Source organism: Pseudomonas sp. MYb185, assembly GCF_002979975.1.
Classification (GTDB): domain Bacteria; phylum Pseudomonadota; class Gammaproteobacteria; order Pseudomonadales; family Pseudomonadaceae; genus Halopseudomonas.
This window is the reverse complement of the sequence record NZ_PCQD01000004.1, coordinates 371,320-390,409: the sequence shown is the minus strand read 5'-3', so window position 1 is coordinate 390,409 and position 19,090 is coordinate 371,320. Positions and strand designations below refer to the sequence as shown.

Here is a 19,090-nt window from a genome sequence, read left to right as displayed (position 1 = left end):
CGCCTGCGACAGCTTGTCTCTGGCCGACTGTGGTGCGCTCAGGCGCCAGCGCCGTCTATCGGGAAGAACACGCCGGCGCTCCACACACCGGTAGGCCGCTGCCCATCGACCTGATGTTCAACGGCAAGATCAACCAGTTGATAGAACACGTTGCGATGGATCAGCGCCTGCAGATTGGTTCGCAGCAGTACATAGGGAGACGGTTGCTGGGTCTGCGCATCCACTTCGACCCGGATCGGATGCTCGGCGCCAGCCACAATGCGATGTTCGAGACTGGTGATGAACACCAGCCGCTGCTCCCGTCCCTGCCCCTCCACTTCCAGACGCACCGCAACGAAGGGCACATCATCGACCTTGATGGCCCAGCGCTCGACCGGTGTCACCAGGTAGTAGCGACCATCCTCGTCCAGCCGCAGGATGCCGGAAAACAGCTGTGCCAGGGCCTTGCGGGTAATCGCTCCACCCTGGTAGTACCAGGTGCCGTCGCGGGTGATATGCATATCCAGCTCACCGCTGAATTCCGGCTGCCACAGATGTACCGGGGCCGGTTCGCGGGCATCACCGCTGGCCGATTGCGGAAGGCTTTGCAGCAACGATTGTGCCGGGGGCTGTCGATTATCCATGAAGTTCTCCGTTCTCAGGGCCTGCCCAATAGTTGACGGGTATAGTCCTGCATCGGTTCCCGCAGCAGATCCTCCGGGCGCGACTTGTAGAAAGCCAGAAAGCCCGTGCGGCTCTCGATGGTAACGAAGTCGATGACCCGCTCGCTCGACGCTTCCATCAGCAGCAACTGCAACACCACCCGGTCCCGCCCGACATGCCCCTGCTGGGCAGCCTGTTCGCTCGGCTGGGTTCCGGCACTGCTCTGGGCACTGGCAAAGCGGGTGTACAGCAGATAGTCCAGCCCCTGCTCGCGGGTGCGCATCAGCGCCTGATCCAGTCCCAGCGGCTGCTCTGCCCGCTGCACCATGGGGAATACCTGCACCGCGGCGGCAAAGGCTTCCTCGGCGAGAATATTCGGCCTGGCATAGACATGCCCGACCGGGACGAAATGGCTCTGGCCGATATACAACCGTGAATCGGCCTGCAAACGCCAGTTGCCGCTGCGCTTGATCTGATAATTGTCCAGCAGACCGGCATCACTGAGGTAGTAACGCCCCTCATCGCGCATCTGTGACGGCGTGCAGCCAGCCAGCAACAGCAGCGCCAGGATGGTCATCATGCCGGGAATCAAGACGCTCGGTTTCATAATCCACGCATCCATTCCGGGCGGAGCCCGGCTTGCTCGGGTTGTTCGATGGCCTCGCGCACCTGCGCCAGCAGCCGCGGCTTGTCCGCGCCGAGAACGCCCTTGAGCACCAGGTAGTTGGAAGCATGGTCACTGCGAAACACCGTACTGCTGAGCTCCAATGCCGAGAGAAACCGTTCGGCCTCCCGGAACAGCCCAGCCTGGTCCAACGGCTGGAAGTCCGGGAACTGTGCCTGGTAACGTGCCATGCCATGTGGAAAGCTGACCACCAGGGTCGACAGATAATCAGGCTGGGTCAGATTCATCAGCCTTGCCGAGTTCGCTGCATGCTGCTCGGTCAGGGATTGCCCGCCCAGCCCGTTGAGGATCATCACCGAGGTCTGCAAGCCGGCCTCCCTGGCCTTGAGCAGGGCCTCGGCCGTGGAGTCGAAGGTCTCGCCCTTGTTCACCCGCTGCAACACCTGGTCGTCGCCCGATTCGGCACCAACGTACAGCATCTGCAGTCCCGCCTCGCGCAGCTGCCGCAGATCATCCACCGACTTGCGCCGTAGATTGCGCGGCAGACAGTAGGAAGTGACCCGCTGCACCTCGGGCATGTGCTCACCTATCGCTTCAAGGATACGCAGCAAGCGGTGGGTTGGCAGCACCATGGCATCCCCATCCGCCAGGAACACCCGTTGCACTATCAGGCGCTCGCCGCTGCGACGGATCTCGTCGAGCACCTGCTGCTCGTCCCGGGCCCGGAACTTCTTCTGTGGAGCGGTATACATGTCACAGAAGGTGCACTGGTTCCATGAGCAGCCATTGGTCACCGGCAGGATCAGCGAATGCGCCTCGCTCGGCGGCCGGAATACCGGTTCGATGTAGTCGATGGGAAAGCTGACCTGGGCTGACATCAATCGCTCCTTGTGAAAGTCCGGCATGCAGTTTACCGGATGACGCAGCCAGGGTCTGCCAGCCCGCAGCCTCACCCGTATGGGTTTAGCGCGCCTCCGCCAATTATTTTAAGGTTTGCCTACCAACACAAGGCACTTTGCCAGTGCCGTCGGCTGGATCATCACACGGATAATAACAATGCACAAAAGCACCAATACCTCCAAGCGCCTCGTACTCTCCCTTTCCACCCTGGCCCTGGCCATCAGCCTCGGCGGCTGCCTGTCCGGGGGTGGCGGCGGGAGCAGCAACAGTGGTGGCGGCAGCGCTCCCGACAACTCGCTGACGGTCACTACACAGCAGGGCGATTATATTGGCATCAGTGATGCGGGTATGCGGGTATTCCGCGGTATCCGTTACGGGGTAGCCGAGCGCTTTGCCGCCCCGGAGCTACCACCCACCCATGCCACCGCCATCGAGCTCAGCGACGCCTTCGGTAGCAGTTGTCCGCAGGCCGCCAGCCCCTTCGGTGAAGCCAGCCTCAATGAAGACTGCCTGTTCCTCAATGTATATGCTCCCGAGGAGCCCGGCGATTACCCGGTCACGGTATGGATCCATGGTGGTGCCTTCATCTATGGCTCCGGCGGCCCCAGCTATGACCCATCGCGCCTGGTAGAGCAAGGCGTGGTGGTGGTGACGCTGAACTACCGTCTCGGCGCACTGGGCTTCCTGCCCCATGAGGCGCTGGGCGATGCCAACTTCGGCTTGCAGGATCAACAGCTGGCGTTGCAGTGGGTGCGGGAAAACATTGCCGAGTTCGACGGGGACCCAGACAATATCACTCTCTTCGGCGAGTCCGCCGGTGGACACAGCGTTCTCAGCCAGCTGGCCTCGCCCGCTGCCGCAGGGCTGTTCCACAAGGCCGTAGTGCAAAGCGGCTCTTACAACGGTGACCAGATTGCCCTGCAAGAGACGTCCCAGGGACCATTCACCATCCCGGGAGGCCAGCAACTGTTCGGGTTGCCGACCATCGCCCAAACCGATTGCGCCACTGCCGCAGAAGCGGAACTGCTGGAGTGCCTGCGTGAACTTTCGGTGGAAGAAATTCTCGCCGCCCAGCCAGGCAATATTCTACCGGTCACCGGCACCGACACCCTGCCCATATCCATCAACCAGGCCCTGGCCTCCGGAGACTTCAACCAGGTACCGGTGATGATGGGCAGCAACCTTGATGAAGGAGCGCTCTTTACCTTGCTGGCCCTGGGTGATGGGGAAGACCTGTTCACGGCAGGGGGCTATGAAACCGCGGTTACCAAGCTGCTGGCGGAAAACCCATTGTTGAATGCCGGCCAGATCGCCGCCGACTATCTGGCCGAGCAGCCCCCCGGCTTGCTGCAATTCGCCAATGCCTATACCGCAATAGGGACCGATTGGCGTTTCAATTGCCCCAACGATACCCAGTGGGGCCTGTTGAGAAACCATGTGGATACCTGGGGATACTGGTTCACTGACCGGGATGCGCCAAATATTCTCGGCGACATATCGGCACCTTTCCCTCTTGGTGCAGCCCATTCCTTCGAGATCCAGTATGTACTGAGCTCGGAGCAGACGTTGACCCAACGTGGCGCTGGAGCCGCTCAGCTCGCATTGGCGGAACATATGGCCCGCTACTGGACCAATTTCGCGAAATACGGTGATGATCCAGCTATCGGACCCAATGATATCGACGGTGCGGCAGAAGCAGTCGAATGGCCGCGTTTGACCGCGAATGGCGAAATCCTGCGCCTCGATGCACCAACGCCGGCGGCGGTTGGTCAAAGTGATTTCAGTACTGCTCACCAGTGCGCTTATTGGGCAAACCCGCCGATCAACCTTCCTGTCAGGTAATACTCGTTCAGCGACGCCGGCATCTGCCGGCGCCGCTAACCAACTGTTTCAATCATCCTGCGCCGCTTTCTGCTTCGGCAATATGTCCAGAAAATTGGTGCTCGCCACCTTGTGTGCTACCGCCTCGGGCAGCGCATCGAGGAATACATCGAAACTGCGCATCTGCTCGCCCAGGTTCCTGAAGCGCCCCACCACGTCCGAACCGATCATGAAGCGGTCGGGGAAACGCTCGACCAGTTGCAGCCATTGCGGGTCAGGCTCGCCCTTGGCGTCCAGCAGATAGGGTTCGCGCATGGTCCAGGACAGGTCGATATACAGATTGGGGTACAGCCCCAGCATCCGCTCCACCTCGTCGAACAGGAACTCCAGCTTATCCTGGTGACGGTGGATCTCCATGCTGGTGCCGGCGTGGGCCCAGATGAAACGCACCTGCGGATGATCGCGCAGGGACTCTTCCAGCTCTGGGAGATACAACGGATTGCGCTCACGCTTGGAAGTGATGTTGCTGTGGATCAGCACCGGCAGATCATGTTCGGCTGCCAGAAAATAGATACGCTCCATGGCCTCGCCGTTGGCTCGGGGGGTATCGCCATTGGTCAGCGCAGTGAGGTCGTCATGCCGGGTGAACACCTCGCCAAGGCCCTGCCACATGCCCGGGTACATCTCCAGCATGCGACGCACATGCACATCGGCATTCTTGTCGTTGGGATTGAAGCCGGAGAGAAACGGATGGAAGCGCTGGCGCTGCTGCGCATCAAGCTGTTCCAGCGCATGCGCCACTATGTTGTCGGTGGCGCTGTACCAGTACACGCTGGCGTCATCACCAGCGTAATAGCGTGGCCGCCGCGGCTCGTTCTCATGCCATTTCTTGGCCACCGGCACACCGCTGATCATGACATGTCCGATGCCATGCGCATCCATCTGCTCCAGCAGGGCGGCCATGCCGTCGGTTTCCTGGAAGAAGTCGACATAGTGCAGGTGCATATCGGTGTAGTTGTAATCACGCGCCTGCGCCGCCAACGCGCACAGCGCCGCGACGATACATAAACCTGAACGAATGAACTGCAAACGGGGCCACTCCTGTGTAAGTCGATCGCCCCTGTAGACCCAACGGCGACCGGCAAAGTTCACCGGACACCCCTCAGGCAGGATCACCCTCCTTCCGGCGCTTGGAGCGATTACCCATGCGCACTCCCATATCCGTCAGAAAGCGCATGTAGCCTTCCTTGTCCTTGATGACATCTTGCCAGAACGGTGAGTGATACATGGACATGGCTCCATGCACCAGCGCCCAGGCGGCACAGTAATGGAAGTACGCCGGCACATCCTCCAGCTTGCCTTCATCGATCCGTTCCTGAATGACTCCGGTCAGATGATTGAAGTTGGAGGCGCGAATGCCATGCAATTGCTCGATCAGTTCCGGCATCTGGTTGGCCTTGACCACCTTTTCCTCCAGGCGGTCGAACAGGCGATAGCGCTCGGGATCGCTCATGCGGAAGGCAAAGTATTCACGTGACAGAGCCTCGCGGTCCTTTTCGATGGTTTCCGAATGCAGCAGCTCGGCCAGGTCGCGCTCATAGTCGAGCATCAGGCGCAGATAGATCTCGGCCTTGGACTTGAAATGCTTGTAGATGGTGCCCTTGCCGATGCCCACCTCATCGGCGATCATCTCGACCGTGACGCTGTCCTCCCCCTGTTCGAGGAACAATCGCAACGCCGCAGCCAGGATTTCCTGTTCCCGACGGCGAAACTCCCGGATTTTGCGTGATTCTTTCTGCATATGCTTACCTGCATGGGCGTGACGATGAGTGCGCATTATGCCAATTTCATGACCCCTTGCACACTTCCGGTACTAAAATGACCGGAAATTCATCACACATTCACTATCCCCTGTCGTTTGCCTGCAGCCACGCTATCATCAATCTCAACGTAACCCGGACAGGACCTGACCATGCTTCATGATGCATTGTGGGATGACGAGTTTCCCCACGACCCAAGTATCTGTTATCTGAATCACGCCGCTGTGGCGCCCTGGCCAAAACGTGCAGCGGATGCGGTAAGTGCCTTCGCCCGGGAAAACATCCATCAGGGTGCGCGCGACTACCCCCGCTGGATTCAATTGGAACATCGGCTGCGCGGGCAATTGCAGACCCTGCTCAATGCCCCCGGCAAGGGCGATATCGCACTGGTCAAGAATACCTCCGAGGCATTGTCGCTGGTTGCCATGGGCCTGGACTGGGCCGCGGGTGATGAAGTACTGATCAGCGATCAGGAGTTTCCCTCCAACCGCATCCCCTGGCAGGCGCTGGAAGGACGCGGCGTCACCGTACGCCAGGTCAGTCTGGATGGGGACCCCGAAGCGGCGCTGATCGCGGCGATGGGACCGGCCACACGCCTGCTCAGCATCAGCTCGGTGCAATATGCCAGTGGGCTGCGCATGGACCTGGAACGTCTCGGGCGCGCCTGCCGCGAGCGCAACATTCTGTTCTGCGTGGATGCCATCCAGTCCCTGGGCGCCCTGCCCTTCGATGTACAGGCCATTGACTGCGACTTCGCGATGGCCGATGGGCACAAGTGGCTGCTCGGCCCCGAAGGGCTCGGCGTGTTCTATTGCCGGCGCGAAGCCCGCGATCGCCTAAAACTGACCCAGTTCGGCTGGCATATGGTCGAGGCCATGGGCGACTATGACCGTGAGGACTGGGTCCCGGCCAGCACCGCACGGCGTTTCGAGCCCGGCAGCCCCAATACCCTGGCCCAGCACGCCCTGTCCGCCAGTCTGGAGCTGTTGCTGGAGGTCGGCCTCAAGCGTATCCAGGAGGCGTTGCAACAGCGCACCGCCTATCTGCTGCACTCGATAGCCGCCATTCCCGGAGCACGCATTCTCAGCCCCAGCACACCGGAGCGCCGCGCGGGTATTGTCACCTTCACCATCGGCGACTGCCCCAATGCCTGGCTGTTCCAGCAGCTGAAAGACGCGGGCATCGTCTGTGCCGAGCGCGGGGGCGGGATTCGCTGGTCACCGCACTTCTATACTTCTCAGCAGGTGCTGGACAACGCGCTGGCCATTCTGCGCAGCGCTCTGCAACAACACTACAACCGGTCACGATAAGCTGGATAAAGTTATTCCAAATGAGTTTAACCAAGAGGCCTTTCAAGGTGGAAATGCGGTGAATACCGACAATACTTACCACATCAGGTTCTGGCATCTCCCCCAAGTGCCAGCCTGACAGAAACGGGCTCTGCCCGTTTCTGTATCACTCCTAATGGTCTTGACCCGAATTCTTCCCCCGGAATTCGGGTTTTTTTATGGGCGTGGAGAAACCTGAAAACATCTATATATTAGATATATTAAGCGCAATTTATGCGCTTTTTATCCCGATCAAACTGATTGATCATGTTTGTCATTGACCCACCGACCCGGTGGCCAGCAACCTGAATGAAGGGAGAGACTCATGATCGAATTACGTCCCTACACACAACTGGGCAGAGCCAACCATGGCTGGCTGGATGCCCGTCATCACTTTTCGTTCGCCGGATATCACGATCCCAAGCGCATGCACTGGGGCCATCTGCGAGTGTGGAACGATGACATCATCGCCCCCCAGTCGGGCTTTCCCGGCCATCCGCACCAGGATATGGAAATCATCACCTACGTCCGCGCTGGTGCGATCACCCATCGCGACAACCTCGGTAATGAGGGGCGGACGGTGGCGGGCGACGTACAGGTGATGAGCGCCGGCACCGGCATCGCCCACAGTGAATACAACATGGAGGATGAGGAAACCCGACTTTTCCAGATATGGATATTGCCCGATGAGAAAGGCCTGCCGCCCTCCTGGGGCACTCGTCAGTTCCCCAGGGGGGAACGCAGCGGCTCTTTCGTCGCTCTGGCCAGTGGTATGCCGGAAGACACCGAGGCGTTGAAGATCCGTGCCGATGCACGCCTGGTGGCAGCCACATTGCAGGCCGGACAAACCGCGGACTATGCCGTCGCCAAGGGCCGCAAGGTCTATATGGTGCCGGCCAGCGGTCGCATCGAAGTCAATGGTGTAGCTGCCACTGCTGGCGACGGGCTGGCTATCCGGGACGAGGACCTGTTACGGGTCGTGGCTACCGAGACCAGCGAGATAGTGCTGGTGGATGTGAACTGAGCGGGCACCGCCGAGGCGTTGTCAGCGCCCCGGAAAATGATCTTTTTAACCTACACTGCATGTAATCCATGGGCCTCAGGCTACAGCCCATCCATTGAAGAGGAAGCGATCATGGCGAAAATACTAGTGCTTTACCATTCCATGTACGGTCATATCGAAACCATGGCCGAGGCGGTCGCCGAAGGGGCGCGCGGCGTATCCGGCGTCGAGGTCACCATCAAGCGGGTTCCGGAGACCATGAATGCCGAAGCATTTGCCGCCGCGGGCGGCAAGACCGATCAACAGGCCGCCGTGGCCAGCCCGGCGGAGCTGGCCGACTATGATGCCATCATCTTCGGTACCCCGACCCGCTTCGGCAACATGTCCGGGCAGATGCGCAATTTCCTCGACCAGACCGGCGGTCTGTGGGCCAAGGGCGCGCTGGCCGGAAAGGTCGCCAGTGTGTTCACCTCCACCGGTACCGGCGGTGGTGAAGAGATGACCATCACCTCCACCTGGACCACCCTGGCGCACCACGGCATGATCATAGTACCGATCGGTTATACCACTCCAGCGCTGTTCGATATTTCCCAGGTTGGTGGCGGTACACCTTATGGTGCCTCGACCATTGCCGGCGGAGATGGATCACGTCAACCCGATGAACGCGAACTGGGCATTGCCCGCCATCAGGGCCAGCATGTGGCCCAGATCGCCAGCAAGCTCAAGGGCTGATGGCCGCTGTCAGTTGATGGCCAGGGGGAACAGCCGGTGGAAGTTGGCGGTGGTGTTCTCCCACAGGGTTTCCTCCGACTCGCCACGTATCTGCGCCAGCGCGGCCGCCACCTCATGGACGAACTGCGGCTCGTTCGGCTTGCCACGATGCGGCACGGGTGCCAGGTAGGGCGAGTCGGTCTCCACCAGCAGACGATCGGCGGGCACCCGCCGGGCCACCTCGCGTAGCGCCTCGGCATTGCGGAAGGTAACGATGCCGGACAGGGATATGTAGTAGCCCATATCCAGTGCTGCCCGGGCCATGTCCCAGTCTTCGGTGAAGCAATGCAGCACCCCGGCCTGCGGCAGATCAGCCTCGCGCAGCAGCTCCAGCGTATCGGCACGGGCTTCACGGGTATGGATGATGACCGGCTTGCCGGTCTGGCGCGCGGCCTGCAGGTGACAGCGGAAGGACGCCTGTTGCGCCTCGGCCATCTCCGGCTGGTAGTGGTAGTCCAGCCCGGTCTCGCCGATCGCCACCACCCGGGAGTGATCCAGCGCCTGCAGCAGCCAGGCAAGGTCGGTCGCCTCGTTGCGGCTCAGATCCAGTGGGTGGATACCGACACTGCACCATACATCCTCGTACTGTTCGGCCAGTTGTTTGACCACCGGGGCATTGGCTGCGTCCACCCCGATGCACAGGAACTTGCCCACGCCACGGGCGCGAGCGGCATTCAGCGCATTGTCGAGGCTGCCGTCATGGGCGGTGAGGTCGAGTCGGTCGAGATGGCAATGGGAATCTATCAGCATGGTCACATGGTATGGGTCGGGCGGTCCGATTTGAGCGCACCGGCCAGGTAGGTTTCGATCTTGCTGCGGGCGGTGCTGTCCTGGTCGCTGAACTGCACGCCGATACCGGCTGCGCGGTTGCCCTGCGCGCCCCTGGGCGTGATCCAGATGACCTTGCCGGCCACCGGAATCTTTTCCGGTTCTTCCATCAGGTTGAGCAGCATGAATACCTCATCGCCGAGGCGATAGGATTTGTTGGTGGGAATGAACATCCCGCCATGTTTTATGAAAGGCATGTAGGCGGCATACAGCACCGACTTGTCCTTGATGGTCAGTGAAAGAATGCCGTTGCGGGGTCCTGGCGCAGTCGCTGTGTTCATAACGTTGTCCTTGTGTGTACTCGGCGAATTCAGGTTAGCGTCTTTCCATCAGTTGCTTCCATCGGATCAGCAGTGTCTCGATGAACAGTACCCGATTCAGGTTGGCCTTGCCCAGCAACATGCCCCGGTGTTCCAGCAGCCAGCTCTGCCAACTCAGCAGCGCCGGCATACGCACATGCCGCGCCATGTAGGGCAACACCTTGTCCATGTCGGCATTGGCCGGTGTGTCACTGGCACCAGTCTTCAGTCGCAGCAGGTCCAGCGTCCAGTCGCAGAACCAATCGGCCAGCAGCTCCAACGGCAGGCTCGGCCAGCGCTCGGCCAGCTGTGAAGCCGACTGCTGGCTTTTCAGCAGCGCCTTGACGCCTTCCACGACCTGCTGGCGCAGGCTGGCGGCGTCCATTTCATGCAATGTCAGCGCCCGCAGCGGTGCGCCACCGGCCATCAGCAGCAAGGCCGCGTGCTGCTCTGCAGCCAGTTCCGGCAGGCGCTCGGCCAACCACGCCTGGGCCTGCTCAGCACTCGGCGTGGGCAGCGTCTGCACGCGGCAGCGGCTACGGATGGTCGGCAGTAGCCGGCTCGGCTGGTCGCTGACCAGCAGCAGGTAGGTTTCGGCGGTCGGCTCTTCCAGCGACTTGAGCAAGGCATTGGCGGCATTCAGGTTCATCGCCTCGGCCGGGTGCAGGATGATCACCTTGCGCCCACCCTGCTGCGCCGTCTGGCCCATGAAGTCTGCCAATTGACGGACGGCATCGATGCGGATGGCCTTGCCCTGCTCTTCCGGCTCCACCACCAGCCGATCCGGATGACTGCCTGCCAGCCGCAGTTGGCAACTGCGGCAGTGTCCACATGCATGCCCTGACTCTGGCTGCAGGCACAGCAGGCTGGCGGCGAAGGCTTCGGCGAACAGACGCTTGCCGACACCCGGCAGGCCGCCGAACAGGTAGGCATGGGCATGCCGGGTCCGGGCGGTCAGCGCAGTCCATACCGGCAGGTGCCAGGGGCAAGGCAACACGGCCTGCTCAGCCATGGGCGCGCTCCAGCACTTCGTCTATCAGTGGCTGCATGGCCTGACGCACCTGGTCCAGATCACCGCTGGCGTCGATCACCCGATAGCGCTGCGGGTCAGCTGCCGCACGTCGCAGGTAGGTATCCCGGACGTTTTCAAAGAAACGTTGCTGCTCCTGCTCGAAGCGGTCCAGCTCACTGCGCGCCCGGGCGCGGGCCATGCCCAGCTCCACCGGCACATCGAACACGACGACCATGTCCGGGCGCAGGTCGCCCTGCACCCAATCTTCCAGCACCGCAATGCGCTGTGGGTCGATACCACGGCCGCCACCCTGGTAGGCATAGGTGGCATCGGTAAAGCGGTCGCTGATGACCACCTTGCCTTCCGCCAGCGCCGGGCGGATCAGGCCGTTGAGATGCTGCGCACGGGCAGCGAACATCAGCAGCAGTTCGGCGTCGGCGTGCATCGGCTCCTCGTGCATGCTCAGCAGCACATCGCGGATACGTTCGGCCACCGGGGTCCCACCAGGCTCGCGGGTGATCACCGGCGGGCAGCCGCGTTCCGCCAGCGCCTGGGCAAAGACCTTGAGATTGGTCGACTTTCCGGCGCCTTCCGGGCCTTCAAAGGTGATGAACAGTCCACTCATTCGGCAGCCCCGTTGTCTGTTGGCTCCGCCGGTGGCGGACTGGAACGATAGTTGGGCGCGCGCCGCAGGATCTGATAATGGCGCACCGCCCTGTTGTGCTGCTGCAGGGTTTCGGAAAACACATGGGAGCCATCGCCGCGGGCCACGAAGAACAAGGTCTTGCCCGGGGTCGGGTTGACTGCCGCCAGCAATGAATCACGCCCGGGCATGGCAATCGGCGTCGGCGGCAGGCCATCGATGGTGTAGGTATTGTACGGCGTGGCCTGGCGCAGATCGCTGCGACGGATATTGCCCTGCCAGCTCTCGCCCATGCCGTAGATCACCGTGGGATCGGTCTGCAGGCGCATGCCTTTCTGCAGGCGTCTGGTGAATACCCCGGCAATCTCGCCACGCTCATGCGGTACCCCGGTTTCCTTCTCGATGATCGAGGCCAGGATCAGTGCCTCGTAGGGACTATCGATCGGCAGCCCAGGAATCCGCTGCTCCCAGGCCTCGGCCAATACCCGCTGCATACGCTCATAAGCGCGTTTGAGAATGTCCCGGTCACTCATGCCCAGGGTATACAGATAGGTGTCGGGGAAGAACAGCCCTTCCGGGTGGTCCTCGGCCAGCGTCAGCTCGGCTGCCACCTGATCATTGCTCCACTCCCGCGGCAGCGTCTGCTCCAGGCGCTCGGCCCTGGCCAACGCATCGCGGAACTGGCTGAAATTCCAGCCCTCGACCAGGGTAATACTGCGCTGCACCACCTCACCACTCTGCAATAGCTCCAGCAGGCCGTTGACGGTCATGCCAGGCTCGAGCCGGTATTCACCAGCGTGCAATATGGTGTCGGGCATCTGCCATTGCCAGTAACGCCGCACCCAACTGGCCCGCTGGATAACACCGCGACTTTCCAGCCCGGCCAGGATCCGCGCCGGCGTGCTGCCAGGCGGCACCTCCAGGGTGTCGACGATCTCGATCTGCAGCGGCTGAGTCAGCGTCGCTTGCAGGGTGAAGTAAGCCCACGCCCCTATTGCAGCAACGGAAATCGCTGAAAAAACAATCACTAAACCTAGAAACTTGATAAACGCCTTCAACTCAGAACCTGCTTTGCCAGGGTTTGCACAAACCGTGTATGCGGGCCAACCGGCCAGCGGTGCTCATCCAGCGCGACGATCGGCCAGACGCCGAATACGCTGTTGCAGCAGAATATCTCTTCCGCTGCCAGCAATTCGTCGAGGCTGATGCGACGCTCGGCAACCGGCTCGCCGCGACTGGCCAGTTGCTGCAGCAGATAGTCACGCATCACACCGCGCACACCGCACTGGTCGAGCGCCGGCGTGACCCACCCGTGCTGAAGCCGGACGAACAGATTGCTCATGGTGCATTCAATGGGGTGGCCGGCCAGATCGCATACCAGTCCTTCGGCATGTTCGGCACCCTGCCATTCGCTGCGCGCCAATACCTGCTCCAGCCGATTGAGGTGCTTGAGGCCGGCCAGTAACGGCTGGTATCCCAAGCGCATGGTGCAAGGGTACAGGGAAATGCCCTGCTCCGCGTTGGCCGCCGGATAATCGGGCAACGGCGAGGATTGCAGGATGCGGTTGGGCGCAGGCTGCGGCGGCATGGCGTAGCCACGCTGGGACTCGCCCCGGGTGATGGTCAGTTTGAGCAGTCCGCTGCCGATTGCGGCAGCACGGCTGACAACCTCTTCCCTCACCAGCTGCAGGTCCAGCGGTATGTGCAGCACAGCCGCCCCCTGGGCCAACCGCTGGAAATGCCGGTCGGCCAGGGTGGCGACGCCACGACTCACCCGAATGGTTTCGAACAGGCCATCACCGTAGGCCAGGCCGCGATCCCGGACCGAGACCAGGCTGCCTGGTACACCATTGACCAGGCAGTTGGTGTCGGTTGGAGTGGCCATCCGGCTGCTGTCCATCAGAGTCGGCGGAACACCAGGCTGCCGTTGGTGCCACCGAAGCCGAAGGAGTTGGATACGGCCACATCCAGTTTGCGCGACTGTGCCTCATGGGCGACATAGTCGAGATTGCAGCCTTCACCCGGATTATCCAGGTTGATGGTGGGCGGTGCCGCCTGGTCGCGCAGGGCCAACACACTGAAGATAGCCTCGACGGCCCCCGCGGCACCCAGCAGATGGCCAGTCATGGACTTGGTCGAACTCATCGCCAGTGCGCGAGCATGCTCGCCGAAGACGCTTTCCACCGCACGGGTTTCGGCCAGATCACCAGCCAGGGTGGAAGTACCGTGGGCGTTGATGTAGCCCACCTGCTCAGGGTCGATACCGGCATCACGCAGGGCATTGCCCATGCACATCGCCGCACCCCGACCGTCTTCCGGTGGCGCGGTCATATGATAGCCATCACCACTCATGCCAAACCCGATCAGCTCGGCATGGATATGCGCGCCGCGCGCCTTGGCGTGTTCGTATTCCTCCAGCACCATGGCGCCGGAACCGTCGGACAGCACGAAGCCGTCACGCTCGCTGTCCCACGGACGGCTGGCCTTCTGCGGCTCGTCATTGCGGGTCGACAGCGCACGTGCTGCGCTGAAACCGCCAAGCCCCAGGCCGCTGGTAGCCATTTCCGAGCCACCGGCAATCATCACGTCCGCCTCGCCATAGGCGATGTTGCGCGCGGCCATGCCGATGCTGTGTGTGCCCGTGGTGCAGGCGGTGGTCAGGGCGTAGTTCGGACCACGCAGGCCATACTGGATCGACAGGTAGCCGGCCACCATGTTGACGATCGAGCCGGGCACGAAGAAAGGAGAAATCCGCCGCGGGCCACTGTTGAGCAGCAACTCATGGTTATGCTCGATATTGGTCAGACCGCCGATACCCGACCCCATGGACACGCCGATGCGGTCACGGTTGGCATCGCTGATTTCCAGCCCCGACTCGTTCAACGCCTGCATGCAGGCCGCGATGCCGTACTGAATGAACAGATCCAGCTTGCGGGCTTCCTTGGCGGTCATGTACGGCTCGATCTCGAAACCACGGATCGAACCCCCAAAACGGGTAGAGAAAGCGCTCACGTCCATATGTTCAATGGGAGCGATGCCGCTTTTACCTGCCAAAGCTGCCTGCCAGCTGCTTTCAACCGTATTGCCGAGCGGGCTCAACATACCCAGGCCGGTTACCACGACGCGTCTACGCGACAAAGGAGACTCCTTAATTCAACTCTTTTGACAGCGGGCTATTGTCCGCATAAAGGACCGGCGCGGCAACTGAATGATTGCCGCCATGGACAGCTGGCCACAAAAAATCACCGGGAGCGATTCTTCGCATCGCGCAGCGATAGCCCGCAAGGGTGGCCGCCATGAATGGCAGGCCACAAAAAAAGCCGCAGTTCCGATACCAGGACTGCGGCTTCTTTCGACCTGCAAGCAGACTGCGTGATTACTTCTGGTGCGCGTTCACGTAGTTGATTGCTTCTTGCACGGTGGTGATCTTCTCGGCTTCTTCATCCGGAATTTCGGTCTCGAATTCTTCTTCGAGAGCCATCACCAGCTCAACGGTGTCCAGGGAGTCAGCGCCAAGATCTTCAACAAAGGAAGCACTGTTGGTTACTTCTTCTTCTTTGACGCCGAGTTGTTCGGCAACAATTTTCTTGACGCGCTCTTCGATGGTACTCATACCTTGTTCTCACTCCTAATTTGCAGTTCCGATAAGCCGGACTGCGGGTAGTTTATAGAAAGAATTCCCGAGTTTTCAAGCTGGAAATGCTTCTGTGCCAAAACAGCCCGGCCCAGACAGCTCGCACCGGGTCGGTTCTCAACCAGTCAAACTCCATTGGCGGCCCGAAGGTGCCGGAGTTTAACCCATGAACATACCGCCGTTCACCGGAATGGTTGCCCCGGTGATATATCCAGCCGGCTCACCGGCAAGAAACGCCACCACTGCAGCAATTTCCTCGGCCTGGCCGAGACGCCCCAGCGGAATCTGTTCGAGCATGACCGAGCGCTGACTGTCGTTCAGTGCACGAGTCATGTCCGTATCGATAAATCCGGGTGCCACCGCATTGACGGTGATACCGCGGGAACCCACCTCGCGGGCCAGTGCCCGGGCGAAGCCCTCCATGCCGGCTTTTGCGGCAGCATAATTGGACTGCCCGCCGTTGCCCATACCGGCGACCACGGAACTGATGCAGATGATACGCCCCCAACGGGCTTTGGTCATGCCACGCAGTACCGCCTTGGACAGACGGTAAACCGAGCCCAGGTTGGTGCTAATGACATCATCCCACTCATCATCTTTCATGCGCATAAGCAGATTATCGGCGGTTATCCCGGCATTATTGACCAGAATAGCTGGCGCAGCGTATTCCGCCGCGATGCGTTCCAGCACCTCGCTGACCGAGGCCGGGTCGCGCACATCCAGCTTCATGCCGGTGCCCTGATACCCCGCCGCAGCGAGTTTTTCGGCAATCGACGCGGCACCGGCATCACTGGTCGCAGTGCCGATGACAGTTGCTCCCTGGGCTGCCAGGGCATGGGCGATGGCCTGCCCGATACCCCGACTGGCGCCGGTAACCAGCGCTACTTTTCCTTCCAGACTCATATCGGTCTCCTTAGGCAAACTGGGCAAGGGCTGCGGCAAAGCCGTCCACGCTGTCCAGGTTGTGAGTCGCAACACCTTTGGCGCAGCGCTTGTTCAGGCCCGACAACACCTTGCCGGGACCACATTCAATCAGATCGGTGACACCTTGGGCGGCCATGTATTCCACACTCTCGACCCAGCGCACAGGGCTGTACAGCTGTTCGACCAACTGGCTGCGCAGCGCATCCAGATCCGCCGCCGGCCGGGCCGTGACGTTCTGCACCAGAGTGATCTGCGGCGACTGCCAGCTCAGCCCGGCAAAATCCTTCGCCAGTTGCTCGGCAGCCGGCCGCATCAGCGCACAATGCGAAGGCACACTGACCGGCAGAGCGATGGCACGCTTGGCACCAGCGGCCTTGCAACCGTCGATGGCCCGCTGCACAGCAGCGGCCTGACCGGCGATCACCACCTGCCCCGGGGCATTGAAGTTCACTGCACTGACCACCTCACCCTGCGCCGCCTCGCTGCACAACTGGATGATCTGCTCATCAGTCAGGCCGAGGATCGCCGCCATGCCGCCCTCACCTGCCGGCACCGCCTGCTGCATCAACTGTCCACGGCGCTCGACCAGGCGCAGGGCGTCGGCAAAACCGATTACCCCGGCAGCCACCAGCGCGGAGTATTCGCCCAGGCTGTGGCCGGCAACAAAGGCCGGACGCGCCTCGGAGTTGGCGGCCCACAGGCGCCACAGCGCGACGGAAGCAGCGAGGATCGCCGGCTGGGTGCGATCGGTCCGGTTCAGCTCGGCTTCCGGTCCGTTCTGGCACAGTTGCCATAGATCGTATCCCAGCGCATCGGCAGCCTCGGCAAAGGTTTCGCCAATCAGGCCGTATTGCTCGGCCAGCCCGGCGAGCATGCCGACAGCCTGTGAGCCTTGCCCGGGAAATACGAAAGCGAGGGTTTGAGTCATGCAACCTTCCTCATTTATCAATGAAATAATTCCGTCTAGGATGACCAGGCAGTCATGCAGGTCACAACAGTTCATTCCGGCAACGGGCCAGCCGCCCGGCAATCCGCTGCGGCATGTCCGATTGACAGGCGCGTACCGCCTGCCTGATCGCCACTTCGAAGGCATGCTGCCCGGCATTGCCGTGGCTCTTGACCACCACACCCTGCAGCCCCAGCAGACTGACGCCGTTGTACTGGTGAGGGTCCAGACGCTCCCCCATCGGCTTGAGCGCCCGGCGCAGCAAGGGCGCCATCAGCCGCAACAGCAGATTGCCGGATAGCGCCCGATGCATCTCGTCCTGCATGTAATCCGCCAGGCCTTCACTGGCCTTGAGCACCACATTGCCGACAAAGCCATCACACACCACCACATCGGCCCGGTCATGGAACAGCTCATTACCTTCTATATGGCCGATGTAGTTCAATGAGCGGCTATCGCGCAACAGCTCGGACACCTCGCGCACCCGCAGCGAGCCCTTGTTGATCTCGCTGCCGATATTCAGCAGGCCGACCCGGGGCCGATCGATGCCAGTCAACTCGGACACCGCCTCGGAGCCCATCACCGCGAATTCGAACAACTGGCGTGCCGTGCAATCGACATTGGCCCCCAGGTCCAGCACATGACAGAACTTGCCGGCCACTGGCAACGCCGCCATGATCGCTGGTCGCTGAATGCCTTCCACGGTCCCCAGCAGGGTCTTGGCCAACACCATCAACGCCCCGGTATTGCCGGCGCTCAGGCAGCCATCGGCATTGCCGTCACGTACCTGCTCGATAGCCACGCGCATGGACGCATCACGCTTGCTGCGCAGCACGCTGGCGGGCAGATCATCGGCAAGAATGATTTCGGAAGTATGAACGAAACTGACGCGATCGCCAGGCAGGAGGTGTTTTGCACAGAGACTGGCCATGGGTTCGGGAGAACCGACCAGAACGACCTTGAACCCGGGAATCTGCTGTAGGCAGCGGGCAACGGCGGGGATAATGCAGCGGGGACCGAAGTCCCCGCCCATCACATCAATCGCTAAGCGGACTGACGTGGACAAGACTTATTCGTCGTTGTCCTTGTTGACCACCTGACGGCCACGATAGAAGCCATCCGGGGACACGTGGTGACGAAGATGAGTCTCGCCGGTAGTTTGATCTACGGACAGTGCCGCCGAGGTCAGTGCATCGTGCGAACGACGCATGCCACGTGCGGAACGAGACTTTTTGTTCTGCTGTACAGCCATGACTTTAAGCTCCTAAGCTCAGGTATCGCGTTTCAACTTGGCCAGCACACTAAAGGGGTTGGGCCTTTCAGCTTCTTCCTCAGGCTCCGCCGTATCAGGCTGATAGCCTGGCGGGTGCTGACATGTTCCCATCGGATGCATCGGAACCGCCGGCAGAGCCAGCAGCAGTTCATCCTCGATCAGCGCATGCAGATCGAGCGCCTCTTCATCCACAATAACCGGTTCATAATGCCGCGGCAGGTTCTTCGCTGCCTCGTCACTTGCCACAAATCCCACATCACATTCGGTATCCAGTGCCAGCACCACCTGCTCAAGGCAGCGCTGACAGATTTGCGCGACCTCGACCTGGTAATGCCCGTGCATGGCACTGACGCCCTGCTCGTCCCGCGCAAAGGAAAGCTCGACCTGAACATCTCCTGCGGGAGCGTCAAGCAAGGCGCTGAGGCGGGGCATCTTGGCGGTGGGTACGATCCCTTTCAGGACGATTCCACGGTCAACTAGCCGACGCGGTTCTATGTGTGCAGGTATGGGTCCAGACATAAGCGCGCAATTCTAGGCACCAAGGGTGCTGCTGTCAAAACTATTTGTTGAAAAACCGCATCTTCGCCACGCCAGACTCTGGCCGGGATAGAATCGCGATAC

The 19,090-nt window shown here is 61.0% G+C and carries 22 protein-coding genes; 4 read left to right on the top strand and 18 right to left on the bottom strand.

Going from position 1 to position 19,090, the window contains the following annotated elements; translation table 11 throughout:
* Positions 1-38 precede the first annotated feature (38 nt).
* The 3 genes from CQ007_RS08765 to CQ007_RS08755 are packed head-to-tail and all read right to left on the bottom strand — an operon-like array spanning position 39 to position 2,145.
* Positions 39-623: a DUF1285 domain-containing protein gene (locus tag CQ007_RS08765; protein ID WP_105645169.1), complete on the bottom strand. Its 585-nt coding sequence runs from the start codon at positions 621-623 to the stop codon at positions 39-41.
* 14 nt (positions 624-637) lie between these two features.
* Positions 638-1,249 (bottom strand): DUF4823 domain-containing protein, encoded by a 612-nt coding sequence (locus tag CQ007_RS08760; RefSeq protein WP_256582240.1) that lies wholly within the window; start codon positions 1,247-1,249, stop codon positions 638-640.
* A complete protein-coding gene (locus tag CQ007_RS08755) occupies positions 1,246-2,145 on the bottom strand; it encodes a radical SAM protein (RefSeq protein WP_105645167.1) in 900 nt (299 codons plus the stop codon). The genes CQ007_RS08760 and CQ007_RS08755 overlap by 4 nt, the downstream gene beginning before the upstream one ends.
* Before the next feature lie 178 nt (positions 2,146-2,323).
* Between CQ007_RS08755 and CQ007_RS08750 the strand changes: the two genes are divergently transcribed.
* Positions 2,324-4,009, top strand: coding sequence for a carboxylesterase/lipase family protein (locus CQ007_RS08750; RefSeq protein WP_105645165.1), 1,686 nt, complete (start codon positions 2,324-2,326; stop codon positions 4,007-4,009).
* A gap of 48 nt (positions 4,010-4,057) precedes the next feature.
* Here the strand turns inward: CQ007_RS08750 and CQ007_RS08745 are convergent, their stop codons facing one another.
* Positions 4,058-4,993 carry an amidohydrolase family protein gene (locus CQ007_RS08745; RefSeq protein ID WP_105645288.1) on the bottom strand — a complete coding sequence of 312 codons (936 nt, stop codon included), beginning with the start codon at positions 4,991-4,993 and terminating at the stop codon, positions 4,058-4,060.
* Positions 4,994-5,150: 157 nt separating this feature from the next.
* A complete protein-coding gene (locus CQ007_RS08740; RefSeq protein WP_105645163.1) occupies positions 5,151-5,789 on the bottom strand; it encodes a TetR/AcrR family transcriptional regulator in 639 nt (212 codons plus the stop codon).
* Positions 5,790-5,960: 171 nt separating this feature from the next.
* Here CQ007_RS08740 and CQ007_RS08735 point away from each other — a divergent pair, with 171 nt between their 5' ends.
* From CQ007_RS08735 to wrbA, 3 genes are all read left to right on the top strand, one after another.
* On the top strand, positions 5,961-7,118 hold the full coding sequence (locus CQ007_RS08735; protein WP_105645161.1) for an aminotransferase class V-fold PLP-dependent enzyme: 1,158 nt from the start codon (positions 5,961-5,963) through the stop codon (positions 7,116-7,118).
* A 343-nt stretch (positions 7,119-7,461) separates the two neighbouring features.
* On the top strand, positions 7,462-8,160 hold the full coding sequence (locus tag CQ007_RS08730; RefSeq protein WP_105645159.1) for a pirin family protein: 699 nt from the start codon (positions 7,462-7,464) through the stop codon (positions 8,158-8,160).
* 111 nt (positions 8,161-8,271) lie between these two features.
* Complete coding sequence (wrbA, locus tag CQ007_RS08725) at positions 8,272-8,871, top strand: NAD(P)H:quinone oxidoreductase (RefSeq protein ID WP_105645157.1); 600 nt, start codon at positions 8,272-8,274, stop codon at positions 8,869-8,871.
* A 9-nt stretch (positions 8,872-8,880) separates the two neighbouring features.
* Here wrbA and CQ007_RS08720 read toward each other — a convergent pair whose 3' ends face one another.
* The 13 genes from CQ007_RS08720 to CQ007_RS08660 all read right to left on the bottom strand — a co-directional run bounded on the left by CQ007_RS08720 (position 8,881) and on the right by CQ007_RS08660 (position 18,988).
* The gene (locus tag CQ007_RS08720) at positions 8,881-9,660 is read right to left on the bottom strand and encodes a TatD family hydrolase (protein WP_105645155.1); all 780 of its coding nucleotides are present in this window, start codon (positions 9,658-9,660) and stop codon (positions 8,881-8,883) included.
* Between the two features lie 2 nt (positions 9,661-9,662).
* The gene (locus CQ007_RS08715) at positions 9,663-10,019 is read right to left on the bottom strand and encodes a PilZ domain-containing protein (RefSeq protein WP_105645153.1); all 357 of its coding nucleotides are present in this window, start codon (positions 10,017-10,019) and stop codon (positions 9,663-9,665) included.
* Between the two features lie 34 nt (positions 10,020-10,053).
* Positions 10,054-11,049 carry a DNA polymerase III subunit delta' gene (locus CQ007_RS08710; protein WP_105645151.1) on the bottom strand — a complete coding sequence of 332 codons (996 nt, stop codon included), beginning with the start codon at positions 11,047-11,049 and terminating at the stop codon, positions 10,054-10,056.
* Positions 11,042-11,674, bottom strand: coding sequence for a dTMP kinase (tmk, locus tag CQ007_RS08705; protein ID WP_105645150.1), 633 nt, complete (start codon positions 11,672-11,674; stop codon positions 11,042-11,044). Before tmk ends, CQ007_RS08710 begins: the two co-directional genes overlap by 8 nt.
* The gene (mltG, locus tag CQ007_RS08700; RefSeq protein ID WP_371919811.1) at positions 11,671-12,750 is read right to left on the bottom strand and encodes an endolytic transglycosylase MltG; all 1,080 of its coding nucleotides are present in this window, start codon (positions 12,748-12,750) and stop codon (positions 11,671-11,673) included. The genes tmk and mltG overlap by 4 nt, the downstream gene beginning before the upstream one ends.
* Complete coding sequence (gene pabC, locus CQ007_RS08695) at positions 12,747-13,577, bottom strand: aminodeoxychorismate lyase (RefSeq protein WP_105645284.1); 831 nt, start codon at positions 13,575-13,577, stop codon at positions 12,747-12,749. Before pabC ends, mltG begins: the two co-directional genes overlap by 4 nt.
* Positions 13,578-13,591: 14 nt before the next feature.
* Positions 13,592-14,830: a beta-ketoacyl-ACP synthase II gene (fabF, locus tag CQ007_RS08690; protein ID WP_105645148.1), complete on the bottom strand. Its 1,239-nt coding sequence runs from the start codon at positions 14,828-14,830 to the stop codon at positions 13,592-13,594.
* A 238-nt stretch (positions 14,831-15,068) separates the two neighbouring features.
* Positions 15,069-15,305 carry an acyl carrier protein gene (gene acpP / locus CQ007_RS08685; protein ID WP_044499790.1) on the bottom strand — a complete coding sequence of 79 codons (237 nt, stop codon included), beginning with the start codon at positions 15,303-15,305 and terminating at the stop codon, positions 15,069-15,071.
* A gap of 180 nt (positions 15,306-15,485) precedes the next feature.
* Positions 15,486-16,229: a 3-oxoacyl-ACP reductase FabG gene (gene fabG, locus CQ007_RS08680; RefSeq protein WP_105645146.1), complete on the bottom strand. Its 744-nt coding sequence runs from the start codon at positions 16,227-16,229 to the stop codon at positions 15,486-15,488.
* A gap of 10 nt (positions 16,230-16,239) precedes the next feature.
* Positions 16,240-17,178, bottom strand: coding sequence for an ACP S-malonyltransferase (gene fabD / locus CQ007_RS08675; protein WP_105645144.1), 939 nt, complete (start codon positions 17,176-17,178; stop codon positions 16,240-16,242).
* Positions 17,179-17,239: 61 nt separating this feature from the next.
* Entirely contained in the window at positions 17,240-18,262 is a 1,023-nt protein-coding gene (gene plsX / locus CQ007_RS08670; RefSeq protein ID WP_256582238.1) for a phosphate acyltransferase PlsX, read from the bottom strand.
* 3 nt (positions 18,263-18,265) lie between these two features.
* Complete coding sequence (gene rpmF, locus CQ007_RS08665; RefSeq protein WP_074778555.1) at positions 18,266-18,448, bottom strand: 50S ribosomal protein L32; 183 nt, start codon at positions 18,446-18,448, stop codon at positions 18,266-18,268.
* 18 nt (positions 18,449-18,466) lie between these two features.
* On the bottom strand, positions 18,467-18,988 hold the full coding sequence (locus CQ007_RS08660) for a YceD family protein (protein WP_105645140.1): 522 nt from the start codon (positions 18,986-18,988) through the stop codon (positions 18,467-18,469).
* Between the last annotated feature and the right edge of the window lie 102 nt (positions 18,989-19,090).